The sequence below is a fragment of the Hymenobacter mellowenesis genome, assembly GCF_030581005.1.
GTDB lineage: Bacteria > Bacteroidota > Bacteroidia > Cytophagales > Hymenobacteraceae > Hymenobacter > Hymenobacter mellowenesis.
Window position 1 is genome coordinate 233060 of sequence record NZ_JAUQSX010000003.1, and the last position, 24747, is coordinate 257806.

The window sequence follows — 24747 nt, forward strand, 5'->3', positions numbered from 1 at the left end:
GAAAAGCGGCTATTCCACTACCAGCTTCTTGACCACTACACCGGCCGAAGTTTGCAGGCGTAGCGAGTACACGCCGGTGGCTACGTCGGTCAGCGGCAGGGTGTGGGTGGGGAGCCCGGCAGGCAGAGCCTGCGTGCGCACCACCCGGCCCACGGCATCAACCAGCGCAACCGTAGCAGCCGTGCGGCGCAGCGAAGCCGGCAGCTCGACGAACACTGCCTTGGTGGCCGGGTTGGGGAACACGGCTACCTGGGCGGCCAGCGCGGCCGACGCCGTGCTCAGCACGGCCTGCGGGCCAAACACGAGCTCGAAGCGCGGGGTCGTATTGGCCGCGTTCATGGTGAAGGTGTAGGTCGGGTTCACGCTCAAATCGGTGAGCGTACCCAGCTGCAGGTCGCGCAGGAAGGGCTGGGCGCCGGCCGAGAAGTTGAGCACCTGCGTCGCGTTCAGCGTGTAGGTGCCCGTGGCGGGCAGGCCGATGAACAGCGGCACGGTCACCGTCGTGGCGTTGCCGGTGGGCAGGCCGTTGATGGCCAGCTGTTGGCCGGTGGCGAAGGAGGCCAGGTTCAGGCCCGTGCTGTTGGGCAGCTTCACGGCGTCAAACTGCGAGTCTACGCCGGCGGTGGCGCCATTCTCAAAGTACACGAAGGCCTCGTCCGAATTCGTGCCCGCCGCCGCACTGCGCAGCGTGAGCTGCACCAGGGGCCGGGTTTCGGCCGCGTTGCGGTGATAGGTGGGGTTGGCGTACGTGGTGACGCGGTGGGTATTTTTGAACGTGAGCGAGGCGGCCGTCTGGCCTGCCGTCACACGCACAAAGAAGCCCTGGCCCAGCGGCAGCACCGGGGAGATGTTGCCCACGCCGTTGTTGTAGAAGCCGTAGGTGCCAACGTAGGGGTTGCTCGGGTTGTTGCTGGCGAAGACGTACATCGCGCGGTCCAGGCCCGGGCGCTCAGTATCCTGCACCTGCGACCAGTCGAGGGGCGAGGGGTAGGGGTTGCCAATCAACTGCCAGCCGGCCTGGTCCGTCGGGGTCCCGGCGTTGCGGCTGAAGTTCAGCGGCACGTTGCCGTTGTTCTGCGGGCCGGTCAGGCTGAAGGTTTGGTTGGCGGCCAGGTTCACCGTGTAGCCCTGGCCCACGGTCAGCGGGTCGCTGGTTGCGTTGGGCGAGAACCAGCCTTTGTCGAAGGCAAGCAGGTTGTTGGTCGTCGTGGCCAGGCGGCTCTGGTCGTAGCCGTAGATGGTGGGGAAGGGTACCACCAGGGTAGGCGTGGCCGAGCCGTTGTAGGCCGGGTTTACCACCGGCGAGAAGCTGCCAGTAGCCAGGCTGCCCACCGTGGCCGTGCTAATCGGGGCCGAGAAGTGGCGGTAGCCCAGGTTCGGGTTCAGGTCGGGCACGATGTAGCGCTGCACCGTCAGGTTACCCGTCACCACGGCGCTGCCGTTGTTCACCACCATGGCCGTGCCGTTGGCATCCGACACCAGGGTGAAGGGTTGCCCGGCAGTTAGGTTGCCATTGAGGGTAAGTACCCGTTGCACCGAGGCACCACCGGTGAGAGTCGACTGCGTGCCGTTGGTGCCCACCGTCAGGTTCCAGAATCTGGCGGTGCCGGTGCCACCGATGGTGGCCGCCGCACTGCCGCCCAGCGCCACCGTGCCACCGTTGGCGCTGCCGCCGCTGCCCGTGAAGCCGTTGAAGGACCCGTTGTTGGTCAGGTTGGCCGCGATGATGAGCGTGTTGGCGCTCATGCTCAGTGTAGCCCCGCTGGCGATGCTCACGTTGCGGGCGTTGGCCTGCGCCGCGTTAGCCGCGATGACGGGGAAGCGGCCGCCGCTGGGCGAGGTCGGGACGATGGCGTCGGTGGTAGCGTCGGGCACCTGGTTGGGGCTCCAGTTGTTGGCGTTAAACCAGTCGGTATTCACGTTGCCGTTCCAGGCCACCGAGGTGGGCGCCGCGATGGTCACCGTGTAGCTGCGCGAGCCGCTGTAGGCGCCCGGAGCTGCCGAGTTGTCGGTGGCCGTTATCGTGAAAGTATACGAGCCGCTGGCCGTGGGCGTGCCCGAGAGCGTGGCCCCCGTCAGCGTCAGGCCCGGGATGGGCGTGCCGGTCAGGGCGTAGGTGTAGGTGCCCGAGCCTCCCGAGGTCGAGAACGTCGCGCTGTACGCCACGCCCTGCGTACCGCCCGGCAGCGAGGCCGGGGCCACCACGATGGTGGGGGCCTGGAACTGCACGCTTACCGAGTTGCTGGCCGTGTTGCCCGTAGTGGCCGCGTCCTGGGCCACGTTGGCGGCCAGGCTTACCGTCACGGTGCTGCTGGTCGTGCTGGGCGTCACGGTGAAGGTGTAGGGACCTGCGCCGCTGCCGCTGAAGCTGGCCGCGTTCACTGTGCCGCCACTCACCGTCACGTCCGAAGCCACGAAGGTGGAACCCACGCTCTGCGAGAAATCCACCCGGAACGGAATGGGCGAGGTGCTGGTGGGGCTGCCGGAGGTCGTGCTCACCGTGGCCGACAGGGCCGGAGCGTAGCGCAGCGTATAGGCCGCCGGGGCCGCCGTGTTGAAGTTGCCGGCTGCGTCCTGGGCCACGTTGGCCACCACGTTCACCGATACGGTGCTGCCGAGGCCGGTGGGCGTCACGGTGAAGGTGTAGGGACCCGCGCCGCTGCCGCTGAAGCTGCCCGTCACGATGGTGCCGCCGCTCACCGACAGGTCGCCCTGCACGAAGCTGCCGTTCACCGTCTCCGAGAACGTCACCGAAAAGGGTATCGGCGTGGTAGCCGTGCTGCCGCCCGAGGCGCCGGCCGACGAAGTGATAACCACCGAGGGGCGCGACGTATCTACCGTGAAGGTGATAGTAGGGCTGTTCGGGCTCACCGATGAATTGGGGCTCTGGGCCGTGGCGTAAACTTGGTAGACGCCGTCGGGAACCGTCGCCGGCCCGAGGCTGAAGGTGCCGCTCGCCGAGGCGTTAAATGGCGTGCCCGCCTGGAACGCGCCGTTATTCACGCTGCTGTAGAGCACTACCGCGCTGTTGGCCGGGGCCGTGCCAGCGATGGTCACCGGCTGATTGGTGAAGCTGTTGTTGGTCGGAGCTGTGATAACCGGGGCCGCCGTGGCGGGCTGGTTGTACTGCACGCTCACCGAATTGCTGGCCGAGTTCTGGGTGTTGTTGGCATCGTTGGCCAGGTTGGCGGCCACGCTCACCGTCACCGTCCCCGCGCCGCTGGGCGTCACGGTGAAGGTGTAGGGGCCCGCGCCGCTGCCGCTGAAGCTGGCTGCATTGAGCGTACCGCCCGATACCGTCACGTCCGAGGCCGTGAAGGTGGTGCCCACGCTCTGCGGGTTAGTCCCGTCCGTGAAGCTCACCGCGAACGGAATCGGCGCTGTGCTGGTGGGGCTGGCCGAGGTCGTGCTCACGGTGGCTATCAGGGCCGGGGCAAACACGTTGAACGAGGCCGAGGTGAAGGGCTCGTACGCCGGGGTTTGGCTGGTCTGAATGCTGCCCACGAACACGTCGTTGACGAATACGTTCAGCCGCTGGTCGACCGAGGTGTAGTAGCGTTGGGCCGTCTGGAAGTTCACTTGGTAGCTGCCCGTGGGCACGGCCAGGTTCTGCGAGATGCTGGCGTTGTTGTTTCCGGCGCTCTGTATCAGGGCCACCGCGTCGCCGTTAGGCGGCAGGGGCTGGGGCTGGCTAGGGACTTGGGAGTCGAAGGCGCTGCCGTAGCGCGCCACGCCGGACGTACCGGTGAAGCTCCAGGGCGCGGCCACTACGCCATCGACCGTTTTCTTGAAGCCGTTAGCCGGCACGTTGTTGGCTTCGAAGCTGCCGTTTTGCAGGCCGTTGGGCACCACTGTGCTCGTGCCGCTTTGCAGCACCTGCACCACGTCCACGAAGGCCGTCACGTCGCCGTTGCCGCTGGCACTGCCCGCCGCCTGAATACGCAGCGTGGGCGCGGCCACGAAGCTCTTGGTGATGGTGTAGGTTTCGCCGGCCGTGTAGGGCACGTTCGACACCGTGGGCGTAATGCCCGTGCTGTTGGCTACGTTCAGCGTCAGGGTGCCGTCGCCCGTGCCGGTGTTCACCGTCACGATGTACGTCGTGCCCGAGCCGGACGTGCTGCTCACCCCCGTTCCGCTCAAGGTCACGGAGCCCGTGGTCGTCGTAGTGAAGTTGCTGACGGTAACGCCGCTCACGCTGCCCGAGAACACCACCTGATAGCGCACCTGGGCCGTGGCCGTGGGCGAAGGCGTCAGGCGCGTCACCGAAACCACCGTGGGGGCCGTTACCGTGAAGGCAGTGTTCAGCGTCTGCGAGCAAGGGGCCGTCAGCGTCAGGTTGCCCGCGCCGATGGTAGCCGTGTTGGGCACCACGAAGGTGAAGCCACTAGCCGACAAACCGCTCACGGTGGCCGAAGCGCCGTTCACCGTCACCGTGCTGCCGATGCCGCTCAGGTTCGAGCCGCTCACCGTGATGGTAGCGCCGCGCTGGGCCGGGTTGGGGCTCACGCTGCTGATGCTGATGGTCGGCGAGGGGTTCACCGTCACTTGAGCCACCGAAGTGCTGGTGCTGCTGCCGTTGCTCACGGTCAGCAGTACGTACTGGGTTTGGCCGGCCTCGGTGCAATTGTAAGTCAGGCTGGCGGCATCGGGCGAGTAAGCGGCCTGCACGGCCAGGAACTTAGACGTGCCGCCGCAGGGGTCGCCTAGTATGGGACTGTTGCGGGTATCCGTGTTGCTGGCGTACATGTCGCCACTGCTGCGGCCCACGTAGGCGTTTTGCGCGGCCGCCAAGCTGTTGGCCGCGTTGCAGGGGCCCAGGCTATAGTTGCCGTTGCCATTGTCAATGGGCGTACCGTAGCTGGCGAAGCGGATGGACGTGAAATTAGCCCCGTTGGGCGTGGTCAGTGTGAGCGGCGCGGCGCGTTCAGGAATCCGTCCGTACACAATTTTCTGGATGGTGTAGATGAGCGTGCCCGGGCCGGTGCTGTTGTTGTTGACGCTGCTGGCGCTGAGCGTGCCCGTGCCATCGGCCGCGAGGTTCACCGTCACGCTGCGCGAGGTGGCCACCAGCGGCTGCTGGAGGGTGAGCGAGTAGGTCGAAGCGGAAGCCTGGCTGTTGTTGCCGACCGCATCCTGGGCCGCGTTGGCGGCAATACGCACCGTCGTGGCCGTGCCGGCCGTGGTGGGCGTCACGGTGAAGGTGTACGCCCCGGTGCCGCTGCCTGTGGGGCCGCTGGTCACGCTGCCATTTGTCACGGTGATGCCGGTGCTGGCGAAGCCCGTCACGGCTTCCGAGAAAACTACCGAAAAATCGAAGGTCGTGGCCGTGGTCGTGCTGCCGCTGGCCCCCGTCGAGCTGCTGAAGCTGGTGACCGTTGGAGCCGTCTGGTCGATGGTGTAGGTCGAGCCAGTGATGTAGCCGCTGAGGGCGTTGCCCGCTGCGTCGACGATGCCCGAGTTGCTGGCGTTGAGGTCGAGGCGCACGGCGCCGGTGCCGCTCACGCCGCTCACCGTCACATCGTACACGCTGTTGGCCGTCACGGTGACAACCGTTTTGCCGGTGCTGCTCACCGAGCCCGACGTGGTGATGAACGTGAAGTCGGTGGCATCCACGCCCGTCACGTTCTCGCTGAAGGTCACGCGGAAGGTGAGCGAGGTGGCATTGGTGGTTGCTGCTGCGGGCGTCTGGCGGTTGATGGACGACACCGTCGGCGCTGCCGTGTCCACGGTGAACGTCACAGAGGCGCTGGCCGTGCTGGCGTTGCCCGCCGCGTCGGTGGCCGTGGCCGCAATCGTGTGCGAGCCCTGCCCCAGCGTTGCTGAAGTCAGGCTCCAGCTGCCGCCCGTGGCCGTGACCGTGCCCAGCACCGTGGTGCCTTCGCGCACCGTCACCGTGCTGCCGGTTTCGGCCGTGCCCGAGATGGTCGGGGTAGTCGAGTTGACGGCGCTTCCGTTGGCCGGCACCGTCACCACCGGCGCGGCCGGCGCCGTCTTGTCAATGTTGTACGTATCGCCCGCAAACGGCAGGGTGGTGCTGATGTCGTACGAGAGGTTCGTGTCATTGGCCAGGTTCAGCGTCAGCGTGCCGCTGCCCGTGCCCGTGGTCACCGGCACCGTCCAAGTATTGCCCGAGCCCTGGGTCGGGGTGCCCACCGTGGGCGTACCCCCGAGGCCGGTGGTAGTCAGCGAAAAATTACTGGCCGTCAGGCCCGTCACGGCCGCCCCGAAGGTCACCGTGTAATTCACCGTGGCGGCGTTGGTGGGGTTGGCGCTGGCTCGTACGATGGAGTTGACCGTGGTTTGCTGCGTGCCCGTTACCTGAATCAGGTCCATGGCCATTTCTTCATCCCCATCGCTGCTCAGCACCGTGCGGAAGTCGATGATGCCGCTTAGCGTGGCCGGCAGCGTAAAATCTATGTTGGTCAGGCCGTTGTTGAGTATGGTGCCGCCGCTGTCGGCCACGCCGTCGTTGTTAGCATCGCGTTGCAGGTTGCCCGGGCTACCGTTGCCGTAGAAGGCGCCAAACTGCACCCAGCCGCTGCTGCCCACGCGGTAGTAGAACTTGATGAAATCATCCGTCTCCCATTGAGTGGCCTTGCCCTGGGCCAGGCGCACCTGGTAGTGCAGGTTGACGTAGCTGCGGGCATCAATGGTCTGGGTTTCGAGAAAGCCAATGAGCGCCGGGTCGGGGTTATTGGCGTTGTTGGTGCCTTCGCCATACCAGTAGGAGGTCCCGCTGATGTTGGTGAACGTGGACGCGGAGTAGTCGGCCGGCGAGGCCAGGCTGGTGCGGAACCAGCCCAGCGCCCCGGCGTTGGTGCCGGTAGTGGCAAAGGTGTTAGTGGAATAGCGGGTGCCTTCGCCGTCGCTTTCAAAATCCTCGGTGTAGGGCATGGCGGCCGGCCCGGCCAGAATGGGCGTCACCACCACGGCGCGCGTCTGGGCCGAGCTATTCGTCGAGCCGTCGGCCACGGTAAAGCGGATAACCCGCCGCCCCCCCGTCGCGTTGGTCGTGTTGGAGTTAAGGTACCGGACGGAGAGGAGCGCCTGCTGGTACTGGGCCGCAGTGCCCGTGCCCGTCAGCGTCAGCGTGCCGGTCGTGCTGGTCGTGGCGTTGGCCCCGGTGCCGCAGCTGGTGCAGGAAATGCTGCTGCCCGTCGGAATCGTGAAGCTCAGCACGTCCTGCATGCTCCGGTACCCCGAGTTGATGGCGACGGTGGCCCCACTCAGGTTCGAGGCGTACGTGACCGTGAGGTTATCGGTCACCTTCACGGACGGGTCGCCCTCCGTGTAGCTGATGTCGCCTGTTTCGATGTTTTCCACCTTGGGCGGCGCGGCGCCGGCCATACCCGTCACGGTGATGTCGTCGAAGGCCAGCTCTTCCTGGCCCCCACGCTCGTCGGCCACCACGCGCACGCGTAGTGAGGTGCCGGTTTCGGTAATGTCGTAGGTGAAGGTTTGGAACGTGGCGGTGAGCTCGGTGCCCCCCGCAAGGGCCACCTCGGTCGTGGGGCTGGCGGCCGTCCAGTAGGTAGGGGCCGCGCTGTTGGCCCCCGTGAACACCCCGAGGTTGGTCCAGGTAGCGCCGGCATCCATCGAGTACTGAATGCGGATTTTGTCGTCAACTTCTGCCTGTTTGTTAACAGTATTGACGCCTCTATACGAGCCATAGCCCGCGCCGCGGGCGTCAGCAAACTTGATGCTCACCTTCAGGTTCGTATAATTAGTCACGTCCAGCGCCTTCAGCGTGAGCAGGCCCGCTGGAACTTGGTCGCTGGAAGTGCCTTCGTTAGAACTGCGCACCCCCTCGAAGGCCCAGAATCCGGTGGGGGCCGCCGTGGTACCCGAGCTGTAGATAAACCCGGTGGTCGTGCTGGTGCCAAACACGTTGGTGCCCCCAATCTGGGGCGGGTTGGTCGTCGCCCGAAAAAAGTAGTGGCCGTTCGCGAAGGGGACAGCGCTGGTGTTCAGGGAGGCCGTATTGGTCGTGTAGCGGGCGGGCGAGGCGGCTTCGCCGTCACTGTTAAAGTCCTCGGTGTAGGGCAACTGGGCCCTGGCCCCGAGCGCCATGCCCAGCGGCAGTAGCAGCAGCAGCAGCAGTCGTTGTAAAGTGAGTCTCATATCGGAGAGCGGTTGAGTGAGGATAGGTGGGGAAAAAAATGATGTTAAAAAAAGCCAGTTTGCTACTGCCTGCAAGGCAGCAAGGATAGGCCGGGCCGGCTACGGCGCCGGCTACGGCGCCGCCGCCGGCGCGGCCTGCGCCGCTGGCAGGGCCGCGAATTCGCCCAGCAACTCGCCGGTCAGCACGCCCAGCCCGGCCAGCTGCGCCCCAGTGAAGTAGCCCTCTTCCAGGACCACGATGTCGAGCCGCAGCAGCTCGCCCGCGCCGCAGGCCACCAGCAGGTCGGGCCCGGTTTGCACCACCGTGCCGGGGGGCGCCGCCACGGTGCCGGCCAGCGGTGTGGCGCCCAGCAGGCGCAGGGGCTGCTGGCGCAGGGTGGCCAGCGCCCCCCGGTTCCAGGGGTTGGTGGCCCGCACCAGCCGGTCGATGGCCGCCGCCGGCTCGGCCCAGCGCACGCACACGTCGGCCAGCGTGGCCCGGGGCCAGTAGCGGGCCGCCGCGGCCTCCTGCGGCCGGAGCGGCAGCGCATCGGCCCGCAGCGCGGCCAGCAGTTGCCGGCCCGCCGCCACGGCGTAATGGGCCAGCCGCCCCCGGTGCAGCCCGTGGGTGTCGCGCGGGCCAATGGGCACGGGCACGGCCACCAGCACCGGCCCGGTGTCGAAGTCGGCCTCCATGCGGTGAATCGTCACGGCCCCGGCGGCCTCGCCGTTGCGCAGCTGCCAGAACAGCGGCTCGGGGCCCCGGTAGCCGGGCAGGGCCGCGAAATGCACGTTCAGAAAGCCCAGCCGGGGCAGGGCCAGCACGGCCGCCGGAATGCGCCACGGCAGCGTCAGCACCAGCACGGCATCCGGGGCCAGGGGGGCCAGCCACGCCGCCAGCGCGGCCCCCAGGCCCGGCCGGTGCAGGCGCTGCACCGGCAGCCCCAGGGCCGCTACGGTCTGCGCCAGCTGCTCGGGCTCGTCGTGCCCGGTGTGGGGCACCGCCACCCCGGCCACCACGCCCTGCGCGGCCAGGTCCTGCAGCAAGGGCAGCCCGAGTCTGCTACTGATGATGACGGCGATGTGCATGAGCAAAGGCAAGTAATACAAGCAATAAAAAAGGGGGGCGTGGCCACCACCGGACCACGCCCCCGGCACTGGGGAAAGGAACTAGCCGCGCGATGGGAAAATTCCCGTCAGCGCGATGCAGTAGTTGAGCGCCAGCACCGGCTGGCGGTTGTTGTGGGGCACGCCGCTGCCCATTGCCTCCGTGGCAGTTCCCAGGTTAACGCCGTTCAGGTTGACATTGGGAGTGCCGCTGCCGTACTGCGGCACGCTGCTGGCCGCCGGGTAGTTGTCGCCCGGGCTGGCTCCCGTGTACATGTCGGCCACCTTGATAGTTCCGGAAAGGGTATGGGTGTGCGCGGGTATCTGCGTGGCATTCAGCGACACGCTTTCCGTGCCATCAATGCTCCCCATCGGATAGTTGCCGACAAAATCCGAGCCTATCGGCGTGCGGCTGCGCAGGTCGGGCAGGCCAAACGTGGTCCGGCCATCGCCGCCGTAGCTCGTGCCCAGCAGTGAGTACAGGGCCGTGTACTGATTGAGGGGCAGCATTTGCCCATTGCACTGCGCCCAGCCTTTGGGCGCAAAATTGCCGCCCATCAGGCGAATTTCACCAAGAAATGGTTCCATAAAAAAACGAAGAAATCAGGCGTGAAGAAAAGGCCGCCACTAGGGCTGCGAGGGAAATATGCCCTGAGTGGCGATGATGTAGCGCATCGTCAGATACGGCTGAAGGTTGGGGTGCTGCCCGGCGCCACCGGCCGGCGTCAGCTGCATGGCCAGTGCATCCGAAGCCAGGGTCGAGTCGCTGGCCACGTTGCTGTAAAGGTCGCCGCCCTGGTCGCCAAAGTAGGCGCCTGACGGCGACGTCTGCCCGCCCGCGCCCGTAATGCCGCGCAGGCTGCCGTTGGCCAGCGGGTGCTGGTGGGAAGGCAGGTTGGAAACGCTCAACTGTACGTTCTCCGTGCCAGTCATTTCGCCCTGGGTGAAGTTGCTCAGGCCCCTGCCCTGGCCCATGCCCACCACGGCCCGCGAGCGCAGGTCGGGCAGGCCAAAGGTGGTCTGCCCATCACCGCCGTAGGTGGTGCCTATCAGCGCATACAGCACCTCATACTCGCTGATAGAAAGTTGCTGGCCATTGCAGTCCAGCCAAGTGGCCGGCGCGAAAGTGCCGGCGAAAATGCGGATTTCTCCTACGTAGTTTTCCATGTGCGGTGGGTGGGGTTAAGGACGTTGGGGGAACTCGCCGTTCAGGCAGATGATGTAGTTGACCGCCAGCGACGGCATCATGTTGGTGTGGGCGGTGCCCCCGCCCACGGGGCCGATGGTGCCGCCTATCGAGCCGGCGCCCATCTTCACGCCTTGCGTGGACTCTTCCCCGTATTGCTGAACGTTGCCGCTGCCCGCCAGCAGGTTGCCGGCGGGAGTGGTTGACCCGCCCGAGCCCGAGTAGGTGGCCACCGCGCCGCTGCCCAGGCCGTGCGTGTGCGCCGGCATCTGGTCCATGTCCAGCGTCACCGTGGTGGTGCCGCCAGTCTGGCCCAGGGTATAGTTGCTCAGGCCGTTGCCCTGGCCCAAGTGCACGATGGTGCGACCGCGCAGGTCGGGCAGGGCAAATGTGGTCCGGCCATCGCCGCCGTATGCAATGCCCAGCAGTGAGTACAGGGCCGTGTACTGATTGATGGGCATCGTCTGCCCTTGGCAGAGCGCCCAGCCGTAGGGGGCGTAGTTGAAACCAACCGCTCGGATTTCTCCGGTGTATGCGTCCATAAAGGTGAATGAGTAAAAGGGTGAAGAATGAAAAAACCGCTTGGGTAAAAACAAAAGCAGTGAAGACAAACAAAGTGCTATGCGGCGTCAGTAGCCGTAAATGCAAAAAATATCAGCGCCCGATGGCAAGGTGTGTTGATGTCATTTTTGGGTCCTTTCCGCCACGAGTTCAGCGCCCGAAGTTGCCGGCCCCGCCCTACTGCCGCAAGCCCAGCGTGTCACCTGTTTGAGGTACACGCCGGCCAATGGTTTGCGTAATAAGTAGCCCCATGGGTTGCTTCAATGACCAGCGTGGAAAAGAGCCTGAATAGCGGCCTGATGGAAGGACAATTGCCTTGAAATTTATATAAATATAGGAAGGGTTTTTAGCTTTTGTGTATTAATCAATCTGTTAACAATTATTTCCCCCAGAACAGGCGACAAAGCCAATGGCACGGTAAAAATCTTATTATGGTCGTTTAACTGCCCCGTTGGCCCGTTAAAAAAATGCCTGCTTTCCGCTCAACAAGGGGTCCGCTTGGGCCGGGCCTCACCAGGCCAGGTAGCATAAATAGGACAAAACGAAGGGCGGGCGAGAGGAAAAACGCCGGCCCTGATTCCCGGGAGTGACGCCATGCGAACGGTGGCCGGCGTCTGCCCGCGTGTTTGCGGAAATACATACATGGCACGAGAGGAAGCGCGCAACCAACCGGTTTGCCCCAGCAAAATAAGGAGCTACCCATCGCAGGCTTTAGCGTAAAAATACGTGCTTGTAAAAACCACGTATTTTTACGGGGGTGGCCCAGCGCGATGGCTCGAAACCGGCCTTACGATTCCAGCAAGCCGTGCTTGGCGGCAAAGCCAACCAGGCCTGCCGCGTTGGGCGCGCCGGTTTTCTCCAGCAGCTTTTGCCAGTGGCCTTCCACCGTGCGCCGGCTGATGAAAAGGTGGGCGGCAATTTCGGCCGCCGTGCATCCCTCGCAGATGAGGCGCAGCACTTCCTGCTCGCGGGGGGTGAATTGCTCCTGCTCCTGCAGCTTGGCAGACGGCGGCCGGGTGGGCTGTTGCAGGCCCCGCATCAGCGCCCGCGAAATGCGGGGCGTGAAGTGGTGGCCGGTGGTGAGCACGCCTTCGAGTGCCTGAATGAGCTCCTCCTGATTGGCATCTTTGGGCAGGTAGCTGCGCACGCCGAGCTTCATCATCTGGGTGATGTACTTGTCGGCCGAGAACATCGACAGCACGATGATTTTCAGGTCAGGATATTGGCCGAGCAGCTGCTGGGCCACTTCGGCGCCGTCGGCGCCGGGCATTTGCATGTCGAGCAGCAGCACGTCGGGCAGCTGGTGCGCGCAAATGGCCAAAAGCCCGGGCAGGGTGGAGGCTTCCTCCACGACCGCCACGTAAGGCAACGATTGGAGGATGTAGCGCAAGCCCTGCCGGAACATGGGATGGTCGTCGAGCAGGGCAATGCGGGCGGGAGAGGAAGGAGCAGCCATGTGCAATGGGGGTAGCCAAAGATGGGCGAAGTTAAGGGTTAATAATCTGCGAAATGCGTGCAGACTATGCTGGCGCTTTTAGCTGAATAATGAAGCGGCTGCCCTGGCCCGGCGTCGACTGCTGGTGCAGGCGCGCGCCCAGCATCTGCACCCGCACGTCGATGTTGCGCAGGCCGGCCCCGCCCCCCGCCGGCAGCCGGGCCGCCGCAAAGCCGCAGCCGTTGTCGGCTACTTCTAGGGTGAGGTGGGGGTGGTGCTGCTGCAGGCTCACGAGCAGCGAAGTGGCGCCTTTGGCATGCTTCAGGGCGTTGTGCATCAGCTCCTGGCAGATGCGGTAGAGGGCCAGCTCCTGGGCCAGGGCCAGCGGCTGGGTGTAGTCCAGCTCCAGCTCGATGGCCAGGGTGCCCGTTTCGTTGCACACATCCACCAAGTGCTGAATGGCCTCGGCCAGGCCGAAGCGCGCGAGCACGGCCGGGTAGAGGCTGTGCGAGATGCTGCGCGCCTCGTGCACGGCGGCGGCCATGAGCTCCTCCACCATGGCCAGCAGCTCGGGCGCGTTTTCGGGCGCGGGCCGGTTGCTGAGGCGGTTGACGAGCAGCTTGGCCGTGGCAATGGTGGAGCCGATGCCGTCGTGCAAATCCTGCCCGATGCGCTCCCGCTCGCCCTCCTGCGCGTCGATAACCGCCGCCAGCAGCTGCTGCTGATGGGCCGATTCGGCCATGCGCAGGCGCAGCTCCTGCAGCAGCAGGCGCTTTTGGTAGGTGACCAGAAACAGCAGCAGGCACCCGGCGGCCAGCAGCATCATGCCAATGCTCCAGAAGAGCAGGGGCCCAAAGGTTACTTCTTCCGGGGAAGCCATAGTGCCCAGCTGTAACAGCAGTAAAGCGTGATAAACAGCAGGGAATTTACCATCCAAACGGTCATGTTCAACTGGTCGGAATAGCGCAGCAGGTAGTTGCTGAACAGCGCAATCTGCAGGTAGCCGAGGCAGTAGATGGTCAGCCCTGCTGACACCCAGAACATGGGCTCGCGCTTGAGCTGCTGCACGCGCAGCTCGTGCAGCAGCTTGCGAAAGTACAGCCCCACCAGCCCCAGCGTGAGCACGCTTTGCAGCACCTGCTGGCCGGGCCGGAATTCTTTGAGCGTGCCCACCGAAAAACTATCGAAGAGTACGTAGGCCCCAAAGCCCCCCACCAGCCAGGGCAGGGCCCGCGAGAAGGCCGGCGAGCGCAGCGTTTTGGCGTAGAGCAGGGCCAGCAGCCCAAATTCGCCAATGGCGCAGATGGGCATCAGGAACAGGTTGTTGTGCTGCTGCAGCATCAGCGCGTAGGCGATGAGGTCGAGCGGCAGAATGAACCAGACGAGGTAGGCCAGGTACCGAAGATTGCCGGGCAGGTACCGGAAGCGTAGGGCCCCAATCAGGGCCGCCACCACCACCGGCACCAGCGTCAGCCGCAACAGTATTTCCTGCAACGTAAGGTGCATCGAGTGAGGCCAGCCAGTTGCCGGTTTGGGTACACGCTAAAAGCGGATTGAGAAAGAACTTAGTGCGTGGGCGGGCAGGGAAACGACAAATCGAAGAAAAGGTCGTCGTCGTTGTCTCGGCCAACTTCCTGCAGCGGGTCGTAGCGCCGCACCACCAGCCCGAAGGTCTGCGTCAGCGAGTCGAGGTTGGTGGGCGAGTAGTAGCTGTGCAGGCCCAACCAGACGCGAATTTGTTGCTGGTCGTAGGGCTGGTCGGTAAACAGGGGCCTGAGGAAGTCCTTGAGGTCGAAGTTGTAGCCCTCGAGCGGGCCGTCGGGCGTGGCAAACAGGGCGGGCATCACGGCCGGGGCACCTTTCCAGCTATTGAGCCATTCGGCGGCCAGGTTGTTCGGCACCGGCTCGCCCAGCCCGGCGGAGGGGGCCGACGTCCACGAGGGCTCGGCCAGGTAATAGGCCGACTTGCGGCCCTCGGCCTGCTGCGTGTCATCGGCGGCAAACAGCACGAGCGAGAACTTTTTCTGCCCCCCAACCGGCAGTAGCACAAAGCGGGCCTTCAACTGCTTTGCCCCCACCGCCGACACCAGTTCGGCCACGCGCTGGATGGGAAAGCTCACGTACAGCACCCGCTCGCCTGCTTCGGTCTGAAAGCACTCGGGCAGCGTCGGGCTGTCGGGCTGGCTGACGAGCTCGCGCCAGTCGGCACTATACTGACGGAATTCGTCTGACGAAAGAAGGCCCGGGGAGGTGGAGTTGTTTTGCATTGGTTGAGAAAGATTGAAGAAGTGAGGGAAGCAAGGAAAACGGCAGCAAAGCCAAGCGGCCTGCAAAGGAGCACAAACGCCCGGGCAATCCAAGGCCTGGGCACGGCCCTTTGCCGGGCTGGCAGGGCAAAGTACAGGGGCAGCCGCAGGAGTTGCGTAGGTAGATTTACGGGGGTTCTAAAAACCACGTAAATCTACGGGGGTAGGCCTTGGGCCCAAGCCTGCACGCGGGGCCTTGCTTATGCCAGCTCCACCATGGCCTTGATGACGCCGTTGGCGGGGTCGAGCCAGCTTTCAAACTCGTCCTTCACGGCGGCGAACTGCACGCGGTGCGTGATGTAGGTGGTGGGCTGCACCAGGCCCTGCTTCATGCACTGAATGACGTGCTCGAAGTCGGCGCGGGTGGCGTTGCGGCTGCTCATGAGCGTGGCTTCGCGCTTGTGAAATTCGGGGTGCGAGAAGCTGATGTCGCCTTTTTGCAGGCCCACCAGCACAAACCGGCCGCCGGGCGCCAGGTACGGAAATGCCCCCAGAATGGCCTTCTGGCTGCCCGTGGCGTCGATGACCACCGTCGGCATGTCGCCATTGGTGATGGCGCGGAGCTGCTCCTCCACATTGGGCGCAAGTGCACTCACAGTGTGGGCCACGCCCAGCTTCTCGCGGCAAAAAGCCAGGCGCTGTTCGTTGATGTCGAGGGCAATGACATGAGCGCCGGCAATGCGGGAAAACTCCATCACCCCCAGCCCGATAGGGCCAGCGCCCACCACCAGCACAAACTCGCCGGGTTCGACGGCCGCCCGGCGCACGCCGTGGGCCCCAATGGCCAGCGGCTCCACCAGGGCCAGCTCGTCGAAGCTCAGGCCCTCGCCATGCACCAGCTTGTCGGCCGGCACGGCCACCACGTCGGTCATGCCGCCGTCCATGTGCACGCCAAATACCCGGATGCTGGCGCAGCAGTTGGGCAGGCCCCGGCGGCAGGCAATGCAGTGGCCGCAGTTGAAGTAGGGGATGAACGTGACGGCCTCGCCCACGGCAAAACCCTCGGCCCCACCGGCGTCCAGCAGCTCGCCAGCCAGCTCGTGGCCCAGCACGCGCGGGTAGCTGAAGAAGGGCTGGGTACCCTGAAAAGCGTGCAAATCGGTGCCGCAAATGCCAATGCGCCGGATGCGAATGAGTGCTTCGCCGGGCTGGGCAATGGGGTGGGGTTTCTGCTGGTAGGCAAACTGGCCGGGTTCGAGGCAGACGAGGGTGTTCAAGGGAATTATGAATTAAAAATTATGAATTATGAATTAAAAACCAGAACGCCTCACAGTCAGCAATTCATAATTAAAATCATGCATTAGCCAAAGCGCGGTCGAGGTGGACGTAGCCGCCGTCGACGTGGAAGATTTGGCCGGTGGTGTGGCTGCTGCGATTGGAAAGGAGGAAGGCGGTGGTATTGGCCAGCTCCTCGGCGGTAGTCATGCGGTTGCCGAGGGGAATTTTGCTGGTGATTTCGCGCAGCTTTTCCTCGGGGTTGGGCAGAGTTTGAATCCAGGTTTCGTAGGCCGGCGTCCAGCTTTCGGCCACCATCACGGCATTCACCCGGATGCCGTATTTGAGGAGCTCCACGGCCCACTCGCGGGTGAGGGCGTTGCGGCCTCCGTTGGCGGCGGCATAGGCCGAAGTGTTGCCCTGGCCCGTTTCGGCCGTTTTGGAAGTGATGTTGACGATGGCGCCCTGCGACTTGATGAGCTCGGGCAGCGCGTGGTGGGCCATGAGGTAGTAGTGCACCACATTGCGGTGCAGGCTCTGCATGAAGCCTTCGTAAGAGCCATTTTCCAAGCCCACACCGTCGTTCACGCCGGCATTGTTCACGAGGCCGTCGATACGGCCAAACTGGCTGATGACCGCCTGCACGGCGCGGGCGCACTCGGCGGGCTCGGCGAGCTCGGCGGCTACCTGCCCGGCCCGGCCGCCGGCGGCTTCAATGGCCGTCACGGTTTGCCGGTTGTCGGCCTCGTTGCGGCCCACGATGACCGGCACAGCGCCCTCCTGGGCCAGCAGGCGCGCAATGCCTTCGCCGATGCCCTTGGCGCCGCCGGTTACGATAATAACTTTATCCTGAAGCTGTAAATCCATGCTATTCGGTTGATAATTAACAGTGAGCAGTTAATTAGTGAGTCAGTTTGTAGAAACGCGCGGCATTGTCGCCCCAAAAGCCCGCTTGCTCCGCAGGCGAGAACTGCGCCAGGTAGTCGGCCACCAATGCGTGCATGCGACCGTAGCCGCCGGCCACGTTGCACACCGGCCAGTCGGAGCCAAACATCACGCGGCCGGGCCCGAAGGCTTCGAACACCACGTCGAGATAGGGCCGGAAATCGGCCGGCTGCCAGTGCTGCCAATCGGCTTCCGTCACCATGCCCGAGACTTTGCAGAGCACGTTTTCGTGCGCGGCCAGGGCCTGGATGTCGCGCCGCCAGGGCTCCAGCTCACCGGCTTTGATGAGCGGCTTGGCGAGGTGGTCGAGCACGAAGGGCTGGTTCGAAAAGGCTTGCGCCAGCTCGGCCGCGTAGCCCAACTGGTCGGGCAGCACCAGTAGGTCGTAGGCGAAGCCGTGGGTGGCAAGGGCCGCCAGCCCACGTTGGAACTCCGGCCGGAGCATAAGGGCGCGGTCGGTTTCTCCCTGCAACACGTGGCGGAAGCCTTTCAGCTTCTCAAACTGCGCGTAGTGCGCCAGTCGCTCCGCCACGTTTTCAGCCCGCAAATCGACCCAGCCCACCACGCCTTTGATGAAGTCGTGCTCAGCCGCCAGACTGAGCAGCCAGTCGGTTTCGGCTTCACTCTGGCTGGCCTGCACGGCCACGCAGCCGTCGAGGCCGTGCTGCTGCAAAACGGGCGCTAAGTCACCGGGTAGGAAATCGCGCCGGATGGCCGCCATGTCCGGCGTTATCCAGGCATCGCGCTCAACGTCGAACTGCCAGAAATGCTGATGCGAATCAATGCGCGGCATAGGCTTTCACGGTTTGGCGCGAGATGCCCAGTCCATCAATGCCCAGCTCCACCACGTCGCCGGGCTGCAGGTACACGGGCGGCTTCATGCCCAGGCCCACGCCGGCGGGCGTGCCCGTCGAGATGATGTCGCCGGGCAGCAAAGTCATGAATTGGCTGAGGTAGGAAATCAGGAAGGGAATCTTGAAAATGAGGTTGGCCGTGGTGCCATCCTGCATCATTTGCCCGTTCACGCTCAGCCAGAGGCGCAGGTTGTCCACGTCGCCGATTTCTTCGGGCGTGGCCAGGAAGGGGCCCACCGGCGCGAAGGTGTCGCAGCCCTTGCCCTTGTCCCAGGTGCCGCTGCGCTCCAGCTGAAACTCGCGCTCCGACACGTCGTTGTGCAGCGCGTAGCCGGCGATGTACTCGTGCGCGTCAGGCTCTTCGATGTAAGAAGCTTTCTTGCCGATGACGACGGCCAACTCCACTTCCCAGTCGGTTTTCACCGAGTTTTTGGGAATCACGAGGTCATCAAACGGCCCCACGTAGGCGGTGGTCGATTTCATGAACAGCACCGGCTCGGGCGGGGGCGTGGCGCCGGTTTCGCGGGCGTGGTCGGCGTAGTTCAGACCGATGCACATGATTTTTGACGGCCGCGCTACCGGCGGGCCCAGGCGCTCGGTGCCGCTGAGTTGCGTCAATTTTCCTTCATTTTCTTTCAGGAATTGAGCCAAGCGCGCGAGGCCATCGGTGGCGAAAAAAGCTTCGTTGTAGTCTTGGCCAAAAGCGGAAGCGTCGTAGTGCTGGTCATTCAAGATGACGCCGGGTTTTTCCTGGCCGGGCTGGCCGTGGCGGATGAGTTTCATAGGGGGTGTTGGTTGGGAAAGAATAGTAGAGAATGCTACGCAGAAAGAACGTCATGCTGAGCGTAGCGAAGCATCTTTACCGCTTCGTTGTAGCGGCATTGATTACCATCGAGGTAAAGATGCTTCGCTGCGTTCAGCATGACGTTCCTGTGGTGTCCTGTTGTGCAGATTTAAGTATTGAGCTTGATGAAGCCGCCATCGAGCGGGTAGTCGCAGCCGGTCACAAAACCGGCTTCGTCCGAGGCCAGGTAGAGGGCGAGGGCGGCCACTTCATCGGGCTGGCCCATGCGGCCGATGGGCTGGCTGTGCGAGAGCTTCTCGAAGATTTCCGCCTCTTTGCCGGCGTAGTTTTTGGCAATGAAGCCGTCCACGAAGGGCGTGTGCACGCGGGCCGGCGAGATGCTGTTGCAGCGAATGTTGCTGCCGAGATAGTCGCGCGCCACCGAGAGCGTCATGGCGAAAATGGCGCCCTTGCTCATCGAATAAGCCAGCCGGTCGGTGAGGCCCACATGCGCCGCAATGGAGGCCATGTTCACGATTGCGCCGCCGCCCTGCGCTTTCATCAGCGGCACGGCGGCGAAGAGGCAGTTGTAGGCGCCCTTCACGTTCACTTGGTACACGCGCTCGAAGTCGGCTTCGGAGGTGGTTTCTACATTCCCGACGTGGGCAATGCCGGCGTTATTCACCAGCACATCGACGCGGCCAACAGCCTGAAACACGGCCACCACGGCGGCCTGCTGGCTCACATCAGCGGCGTGGACCTGGGCCTGCCCGCCGGCTTGCTCGATTTCTGCTACCACGCCTTGGCCGGCGTCGGCGTTCAATTCGATGATGTGCACGGCGGCGCCCTGTTTGGCAAAAAGCAGCGCAATGGCCCGGCCAATGCCACTGCCGCCGCCGGTGATGACGGCCGTTTTTCCGGTTAACTTAAACATGCTGTGAAGGTGCTGGAAAGAGCTTGAAGAGTAGAAAGTGCAAGAGGCGTTGTGCTAGGAATCTGCCAGATTTTGTTTGCCGGTGATGTCTCGGCAAACTCGACATGACGGGCTGGTAATACAACGGTCCTGCGGCTGCACGACCCGCCTTATATGCCAATGCGCCGCCATCCGGGTGGGATAGCGACGCATTGATGGGTAAGGAGTTAATTCAGACTGGCCACGCCTTAGAGCATGGGGTCGAAGCTGCCGCCCCAGTCTTTGTTCTGCTGAATCTTGGTGTTGTTGTCGATGGCGGCCTGCGGAATGGGGAAGAAGTAGTACTTCGACATCCAGGCGATTCCGCCGGCGTTGCGCGTATCGAGGATTTTGGTCGACAGCGTGAAGTAATTGGTGTACACCAGGTCCAGGTTCAGGTTGTCGCGGGTGGTGGCGAAGTCGGTGGGCACGCCAGTAGTTTTCAGCGTGACGACGAGGCCCGTGCGCTTGGTGCCGTTGAAGGTTTCCATCTTGCGCCAGCGGCGCAAATCCCAGAAGCGCTTGCCTTCGAAGGCAAGCTCCAACTGCCGCTCGTAGAGCACGGCCTCGAACATCTCGGCCCGGGTCATGTTGGCTTTCAGGCCGTAGAGCTGGTCGGTGCCGGGCTCGATGCCGGCGCGGGCCCGAATGGCTTTCAGCTCGGTGTACGCCTCGCTCAGCTTGTTTACGCCGCAGGCGCTTTCGGCCAGGTTCAGCAGCACTTCGGCGTAGCGGATTTCAATCCAGTCGGTACCCAGGTACTGCACTTCGCTGGGCGAAGCCGTGGGGTTGATAGCTTTGCGGCAGTAGAAGCCCGTGTTGGTCGAGCCGCCGGTTTCGACGGTGGTGGTGCCGCGCAGGTAGGTCCAGAGGCGGTAGCCGGTATTGCCGTTCAGGGGCCAGGTAGAGCCGTTGTAAGCAATGGTTTTGTCGAAGCGCGGGTCGCGGTTTTTGTAAAACAGCTGGTCGGTGTAGGTGTATCGGCCCGTCTCGCTGCGCTTCTTGCCATCGAGCATGGGGAAAGCCTGCGCCATTTCCCAGGTGGGCTGGTTCTGGCCGCCACCGGTGCCGTTGGCGGCAGGGCGGGTCGAGTTGTCGTAGGTGTTGTTGCGCTTCAGCTGGTCGCCGGTGGCGGTGTTGTAGCTCGTCACCATCACGGCTTCGGGGTTGTTCACTTCCTGAAACCAGAGCTGGTCGAAGGACGTGTGCAGGCGGAAGCCGTTGGCCGTGAGCAGGGTTTTGGCCTGCACGTTGGCGTCGTAGGCGGCCTGCCACTTGTCGGTGGTGGTGAACTGGGGGCTGGCGGCGTACACCAGCACGCGGCCCTTGAGGGCGGCGGCGGTGCCTTTGCTCACGCGGCCCCAGTCGGTGGTGGCCGTCCACTTGCCGGGCAGCGTCTGAATAGCCGAGTCCAGGTCGGCCACGATGGCAGCGAAGGTTTCGGTGGTGCTGGCGCGGGGCAGGTAGGTCAGGTCGCGGGCTTCGGGGCCCACGCCGTTGAGCGGGCTCATCACCAGCGGCACGCCGCCGTACTGGCGCACCAGCTCGAAGTAGCGCCACGCCCGGAAGAACTGGGCCTGGCCCCGCAGGCGGCCTTTGGCGCCGGCGGGCAGCGGGCCCGCTTTCACGTTGCTCAGGAACATGTTGATGGTCCTGATTTTACCGTAGTTGTTGGTGGCGCTCAGGCCGGTGCCGAACTCGCCGCCTACGTCCGATACCTGCAGCGAGCCGGCAAACAGGCGGTTGTCAGCATACGCCTCGTCCGACAAGCCGGCCACGTTGTAGTTGCTGGCCGTGGTGTTGGCCGCGTTCAGCGTGGCCGAGATGATGGGGTCGCCCCACTCCGGCAGGTTTTGGTTGTAGATGAAGCTGAGGTTGAGGTTGGCCAGCGTGGAGTCTTTAAAAACGAGCTCCGTCGTGGACTGCCCCAGGTTCTCCTTGTCCAGCACTTTTTCGCAGCTGCTCAGCCCGAAAGCGGAGGCAATGGTGGCGAGTGCGATGTAATGAAATGGTTTCATGATGCGGATGGGGTGGGAATTAGAAGCCAACGTTCAGACCCAGCGAGAGCGAGCGCAGCGTAGGGTACGAGTCGTAGGAGCCCGTGTAGGTTTTGTAGCTGTAAGGGTTGTAGAAGTTCAGGGGGTTGATGGCGGTGAAGAACACGCGCACCGACCCGATGCCGGCCCGGTTGGTGAGGGCGGCGGGCAAGCTGTACGAGATGTTGGCGTTGCGCATGCCGGCCGAGAACGAGCTGCGGAACCAGAACGAGGAGGCCACGTCGTAGGTGCTGGCGTAGGCCGGCGCAGGGTAGGTGGCGTCCGGGGTTTCCGGCGTCCAGTGGTCGGTCCAGAACTCGGGGCGATTGGCCGTGGCCGTGCCCACCTTGCGGGCGGCCGACTCCACCGTGGCCTGGCCACCCCACGAGATGCCCATCGTGGCCGAAATGCTCAGCGACTTGTAGGTGATGGTGGGGTTGAAGCCGATGCCGTAGTGGTTGCTTTCCTTGGGGGTCAGGTAGGTCTGGTCCACTTCAGTGATGATGCCGTCGGGAGCGGTGTAGTTGCCCGAAGCATCCTTGGGGCCGCGGATGTCTTCGTAGTAGAGCATGCCGGGCTTGGGGGCCGAGCCGAAGATTTTATAGTTGGGGTTGGCCTGCAGCAGGGCGTCCACATCGGCCTGGGAGCGGAGCATGCCCACGTACTTGTAGCCCACCACGCCTTGGTCGGTGGAGCGGCCCGTCGGGTCGTCCCACTGGCCCAGCTGGCCGCGGCTCACGTCCACCAGCACTTGCTTGTTGTCGCTCCACGAGAAGAACGTGTTCAGGCGGAAGCCCAGGTCTTTGGTGATTTTGTCGCCGTAGCCCACCGATACTTCGTAGCCGAAACCGTCAACCGACGAGTAGTTTTCCGAGGGCAGGGCGGCGCCAATCACCAGCGGAGCCGAGTTCACCAGCGCCGTGAGCATGTTGTAGCGGTGGTCGTAGAAACCGTCCACGGTCAGCGAGAGGCGGTTGCCCAGGAACGCTGCGTCGATGCCGGCGTTGTACTTGGTGTCGTCGTCCCAACGGGCGGCGCGGTTGGCCAGCGCGTTGTTGGCGGCAAATACCAGCGAACGGTCGCCGTTGCCGCCGAACACGGCGCCCTGGCCGGTTTTCAGGCCGTAGCTCGTTTGCCAGTTGAAGGCCTTGGTGGCGTCGCCGCCCAGGAAGCCCAGCGAGCCGCGCAGCTTAAGCAGGTTCACGAAATTCACGTTGTCCTTGAAGAAATTCTCCTGCGACAATACCCAGCCCACCGATACCGACGGGAACAAACCCCAGCGGTATTCCGGCGCGAAGTTGGTCGAGGCATCGTAGCGCAGCGTGGTTTCGAGCAGGTACTTGCCGTCGTAGTCGTAGTTGAAGCGACCGGCGTAGGAAAGGGTACCGGCTTCGCTGGCCGTTTCCGTGGTGGTTTGCGCGCCGGTGGCGAAGTTCTGGTAATCGAGGTTGGGCACGCCGGCGGCAATGATGGCGCCTTCGGCCATGGCGGCCACGCCGTCGATGGCGGTTTCCGACTGTTCGAAGAAACCGATAGCCGCCACGTGGTGCTTGCCAAACTGCCGGTCATACGTGAGGTAGCCGTTCAGCTGGTAGCTGTCGAAGGTGGTGGGGTTGAGGCGCACCCGGTCGCCGTTGTTCAGCACGATGGGGTTGCCCGTCACGTTGCCGCCGTAGATGTGCTTGTTGGTGCCCAGCATGGTGAGGCGGTACACGTTGTACTTCGTGCCGTACTGCTTGCCGAAGCCGTTGTCCATGGTTTTGCTGAACAACACCCGGGCTTTCAAGCCCTTGAGAAAGGGCAGCTCGTAGTCGGCGCTGGCCGTCACGTTCAGGCCCGTGTTGCGGGTCGACGTGTAGTTGTCCGAGTTCTGCACCTCGAAGAAGTGGAAGGCGTCCACCGTGTTCAGGTTGGCGTTGCTGGCGTTGGTGAGCAGCGTCGGCAGGCCGTTCACGTACGTGGGCACCCACTGCGGCGTGTAGAGCAGGCTCTTCATGTCGTTTTCCACGTTTTCACCACCCTGTTTGAGGTAGTACATCCGCTTCTGCGACAAGTCGCCGCTCACCGACAACGCCACCTTCAAGCCGCGGGCCACCTTCACGTCGGTGCTGGCGCGGTAGGTCCACTTGTTGGCGTTGATGTTGTCGAAGTTGGCGTTCTGGTAGTTGTAGCTCACGCCGGCGAAGTAGGTCACCCGGTCGGTGCCGCCGCTCATGTTCAGGGCGTGGCGCGTCACGGTGGCCGGCTTCCAAGCCGTGCGCAGCCAGTCGGTGTTGTTGTTGGCGAAGTAGTCCAGTTCGTCCTGCGTGTAGTAGGCCGCGTTGGTAGACGCCACACCGTTGGCGCGGTTGATGTCGTTCAGGTAGGTGGCCTGCTGCACGGCATTCATCATCTTGGGCAGCATCACGGCATCGGTGGTGCCCACCGAGCCGCTGTAGCTAAACTTGGGCGCACCCAGCTGGCCGCGCCGTGTGGCCACCAGCACCACGCCTTGGGCGCCGCGGGCACCGTAGATGGCGGCGGCCGCGTCCTTCAGCACCGAAATCGATTCTACTTCCGACTGGTCGAGCACGTTGAAGTCGTCCTCCGTGCGCACCACGCCGTCGATAACGAACAAGGGGCGCAGCGTGCCGCCGTCCTTCGACAGAATGATGGGGTTGCGTACCGTGATGGCGCCCGGGTCGCCGGGGCGGCCCGTGCCGCCGCTCACGCCCACGCCTGGCAGTTGCCCTTGCAGCGCCGTGGAAAGGCTGCCGACTGGCAAATCCTGGATTTTCTGCATGTCGACCACGGCCACGGCCCCGGTCATGGTGGCGCGGGTTTGGGTGCCGTAGCCCACCACCACCACTTCTTCCAGGGCGGCGTTGTCGTCCTCAAGGGCCACTTCCAGCGTGGTGCGGCCGTTCACGGCCACTTCCTGGCTCTTGAAGCCGATGAAGCTGAAAATCAGCGTTTCGTTGCCGGTGGGCAAGTTGAAGTGGAAGGTGCCGTCGGGGCCCGAGCTGGTGCCGCTCTTGGTGCCCTTGATGAGCACCGTCACGCCCGGCAGCGGGTTGCCTTTGGCGTCCTTCACAATGCCCGTGAAGCCAACCTTGATGCCTTTCGACGACTTTGCCGCTTTGGGGTTGACGGGCGGGCCGGCCACAGCGGCCAGGACCGGATTGGCGGCCATCAGCGTGCTGCCCATAAGGAGCGCGCAGGCTAGCCGCGGGGCCACTGCCGAAAGCGGCAGTGATTTGGGTAAGGAGTGGGCCATAACAGTTTGG

Annotated in this window: 16 protein-coding genes; all 16 read right to left on the reverse strand. The window is 64.0% G+C overall.

Translation table 11 applies throughout. From position 1 onward, the window contains the following. Positions 1-9 precede the first annotated feature (9 nt). The 16 genes from Q5H92_RS07350 to Q5H92_RS07425 all read right to left on the reverse strand — a co-directional run bounded on the left by Q5H92_RS07350 (position 10) and on the right by Q5H92_RS07425 (position 24737). Positions 10-8121 carry a DUF8693 domain-containing protein gene (locus Q5H92_RS07350; RefSeq protein ID WP_305010855.1) on the reverse strand — a complete coding sequence of 2704 codons (8112 nt, stop codon included), beginning with the start codon at positions 8119-8121 and terminating at the stop codon, positions 10-12. Between the two features lie 111 nt (positions 8122-8232). Beyond that, positions 8233-9189, reverse strand: a complete 957-nt coding sequence (locus Q5H92_RS07355) for a methionyl-tRNA formyltransferase (RefSeq protein ID WP_305010856.1) — start codon at positions 9187-9189, stop codon at positions 8233-8235. Positions 9190-9270: 81 nt separating this feature from the next. Continuing rightward, positions 9271-9795, reverse strand: a complete 525-nt coding sequence (locus Q5H92_RS07360; RefSeq protein ID WP_305010857.1) for a phage tail protein — start codon at positions 9793-9795, stop codon at positions 9271-9273. Between the two features lie 39 nt (positions 9796-9834). After that, complete coding sequence (locus Q5H92_RS07365) at positions 9835-10374, reverse strand: phage tail protein (RefSeq protein ID WP_305010858.1); 540 nt, start codon at positions 10372-10374, stop codon at positions 9835-9837. Positions 10375-10389: 15 nt separating this feature from the next. Then, on the reverse strand, positions 10390-10935 hold the full coding sequence (locus Q5H92_RS07370) for a phage tail protein (protein WP_305010859.1): 546 nt from the start codon (positions 10933-10935) through the stop codon (positions 10390-10392). An 806-nt stretch (positions 10936-11741) separates the two neighbouring features. Next, positions 11742-12410: a response regulator transcription factor gene (locus Q5H92_RS07375; RefSeq protein WP_305010860.1), complete on the reverse strand. Its 669-nt coding sequence runs from the start codon at positions 12408-12410 to the stop codon at positions 11742-11744. 64 nt (positions 12411-12474) lie between these two features. Next, a complete protein-coding gene (locus Q5H92_RS07380; RefSeq protein ID WP_305010861.1) occupies positions 12475-13269 on the reverse strand; it encodes a sensor histidine kinase in 795 nt (264 codons plus the stop codon). Then, positions 13248-13895 carry a hypothetical protein gene (locus tag Q5H92_RS07385; RefSeq protein WP_305010862.1) on the reverse strand — a complete coding sequence of 216 codons (648 nt, stop codon included), beginning with the start codon at positions 13893-13895 and terminating at the stop codon, positions 13248-13250. The genes Q5H92_RS07380 and Q5H92_RS07385 overlap by 22 nt, the downstream gene beginning before the upstream one ends. Positions 13896-13954: 59 nt before the next feature. Then, on the reverse strand, positions 13955-14656 hold the full coding sequence (locus tag Q5H92_RS07390; RefSeq protein ID WP_305010863.1) for a hypothetical protein: 702 nt from the start codon (positions 14654-14656) through the stop codon (positions 13955-13957). A 239-nt stretch (positions 14657-14895) separates the two neighbouring features. Then, a complete protein-coding gene (locus Q5H92_RS07395; RefSeq protein ID WP_305010864.1) occupies positions 14896-15912 on the reverse strand; it encodes a zinc-binding alcohol dehydrogenase family protein in 1017 nt (338 codons plus the stop codon). 76 nt (positions 15913-15988) lie between these two features. Further along, a complete protein-coding gene (locus Q5H92_RS07400) occupies positions 15989-16777 on the reverse strand; it encodes an L-fucose dehydrogenase (protein WP_305010865.1) in 789 nt (262 codons plus the stop codon). A gap of 34 nt (positions 16778-16811) precedes the next feature. Beyond that, positions 16812-17648: an amidohydrolase family protein gene (locus Q5H92_RS07405; RefSeq protein ID WP_305010866.1), complete on the reverse strand. Its 837-nt coding sequence runs from the start codon at positions 17646-17648 to the stop codon at positions 16812-16814. Continuing rightward, a complete protein-coding gene (locus Q5H92_RS07410) occupies positions 17635-18492 on the reverse strand; it encodes a fumarylacetoacetate hydrolase family protein (protein WP_305010867.1) in 858 nt (285 codons plus the stop codon). The genes Q5H92_RS07405 and Q5H92_RS07410 overlap by 14 nt, the downstream gene beginning before the upstream one ends. A 170-nt stretch (positions 18493-18662) precedes the next feature. Continuing rightward, a complete protein-coding gene (locus Q5H92_RS07415) occupies positions 18663-19427 on the reverse strand; it encodes an SDR family NAD(P)-dependent oxidoreductase (RefSeq protein ID WP_305010868.1) in 765 nt (254 codons plus the stop codon). 227 nt (positions 19428-19654) lie between these two features. Beyond that, positions 19655-21463, reverse strand: coding sequence for a RagB/SusD family nutrient uptake outer membrane protein (locus Q5H92_RS07420; protein WP_305010869.1), 1809 nt, complete (start codon positions 21461-21463; stop codon positions 19655-19657). Between the two features lie 19 nt (positions 21464-21482). After that, entirely contained in the window at positions 21483-24737 is a 3255-nt protein-coding gene (locus Q5H92_RS07425; protein WP_305010870.1) for a SusC/RagA family TonB-linked outer membrane protein, read from the reverse strand. Positions 24738-24747 lie beyond the last annotated feature (10 nt).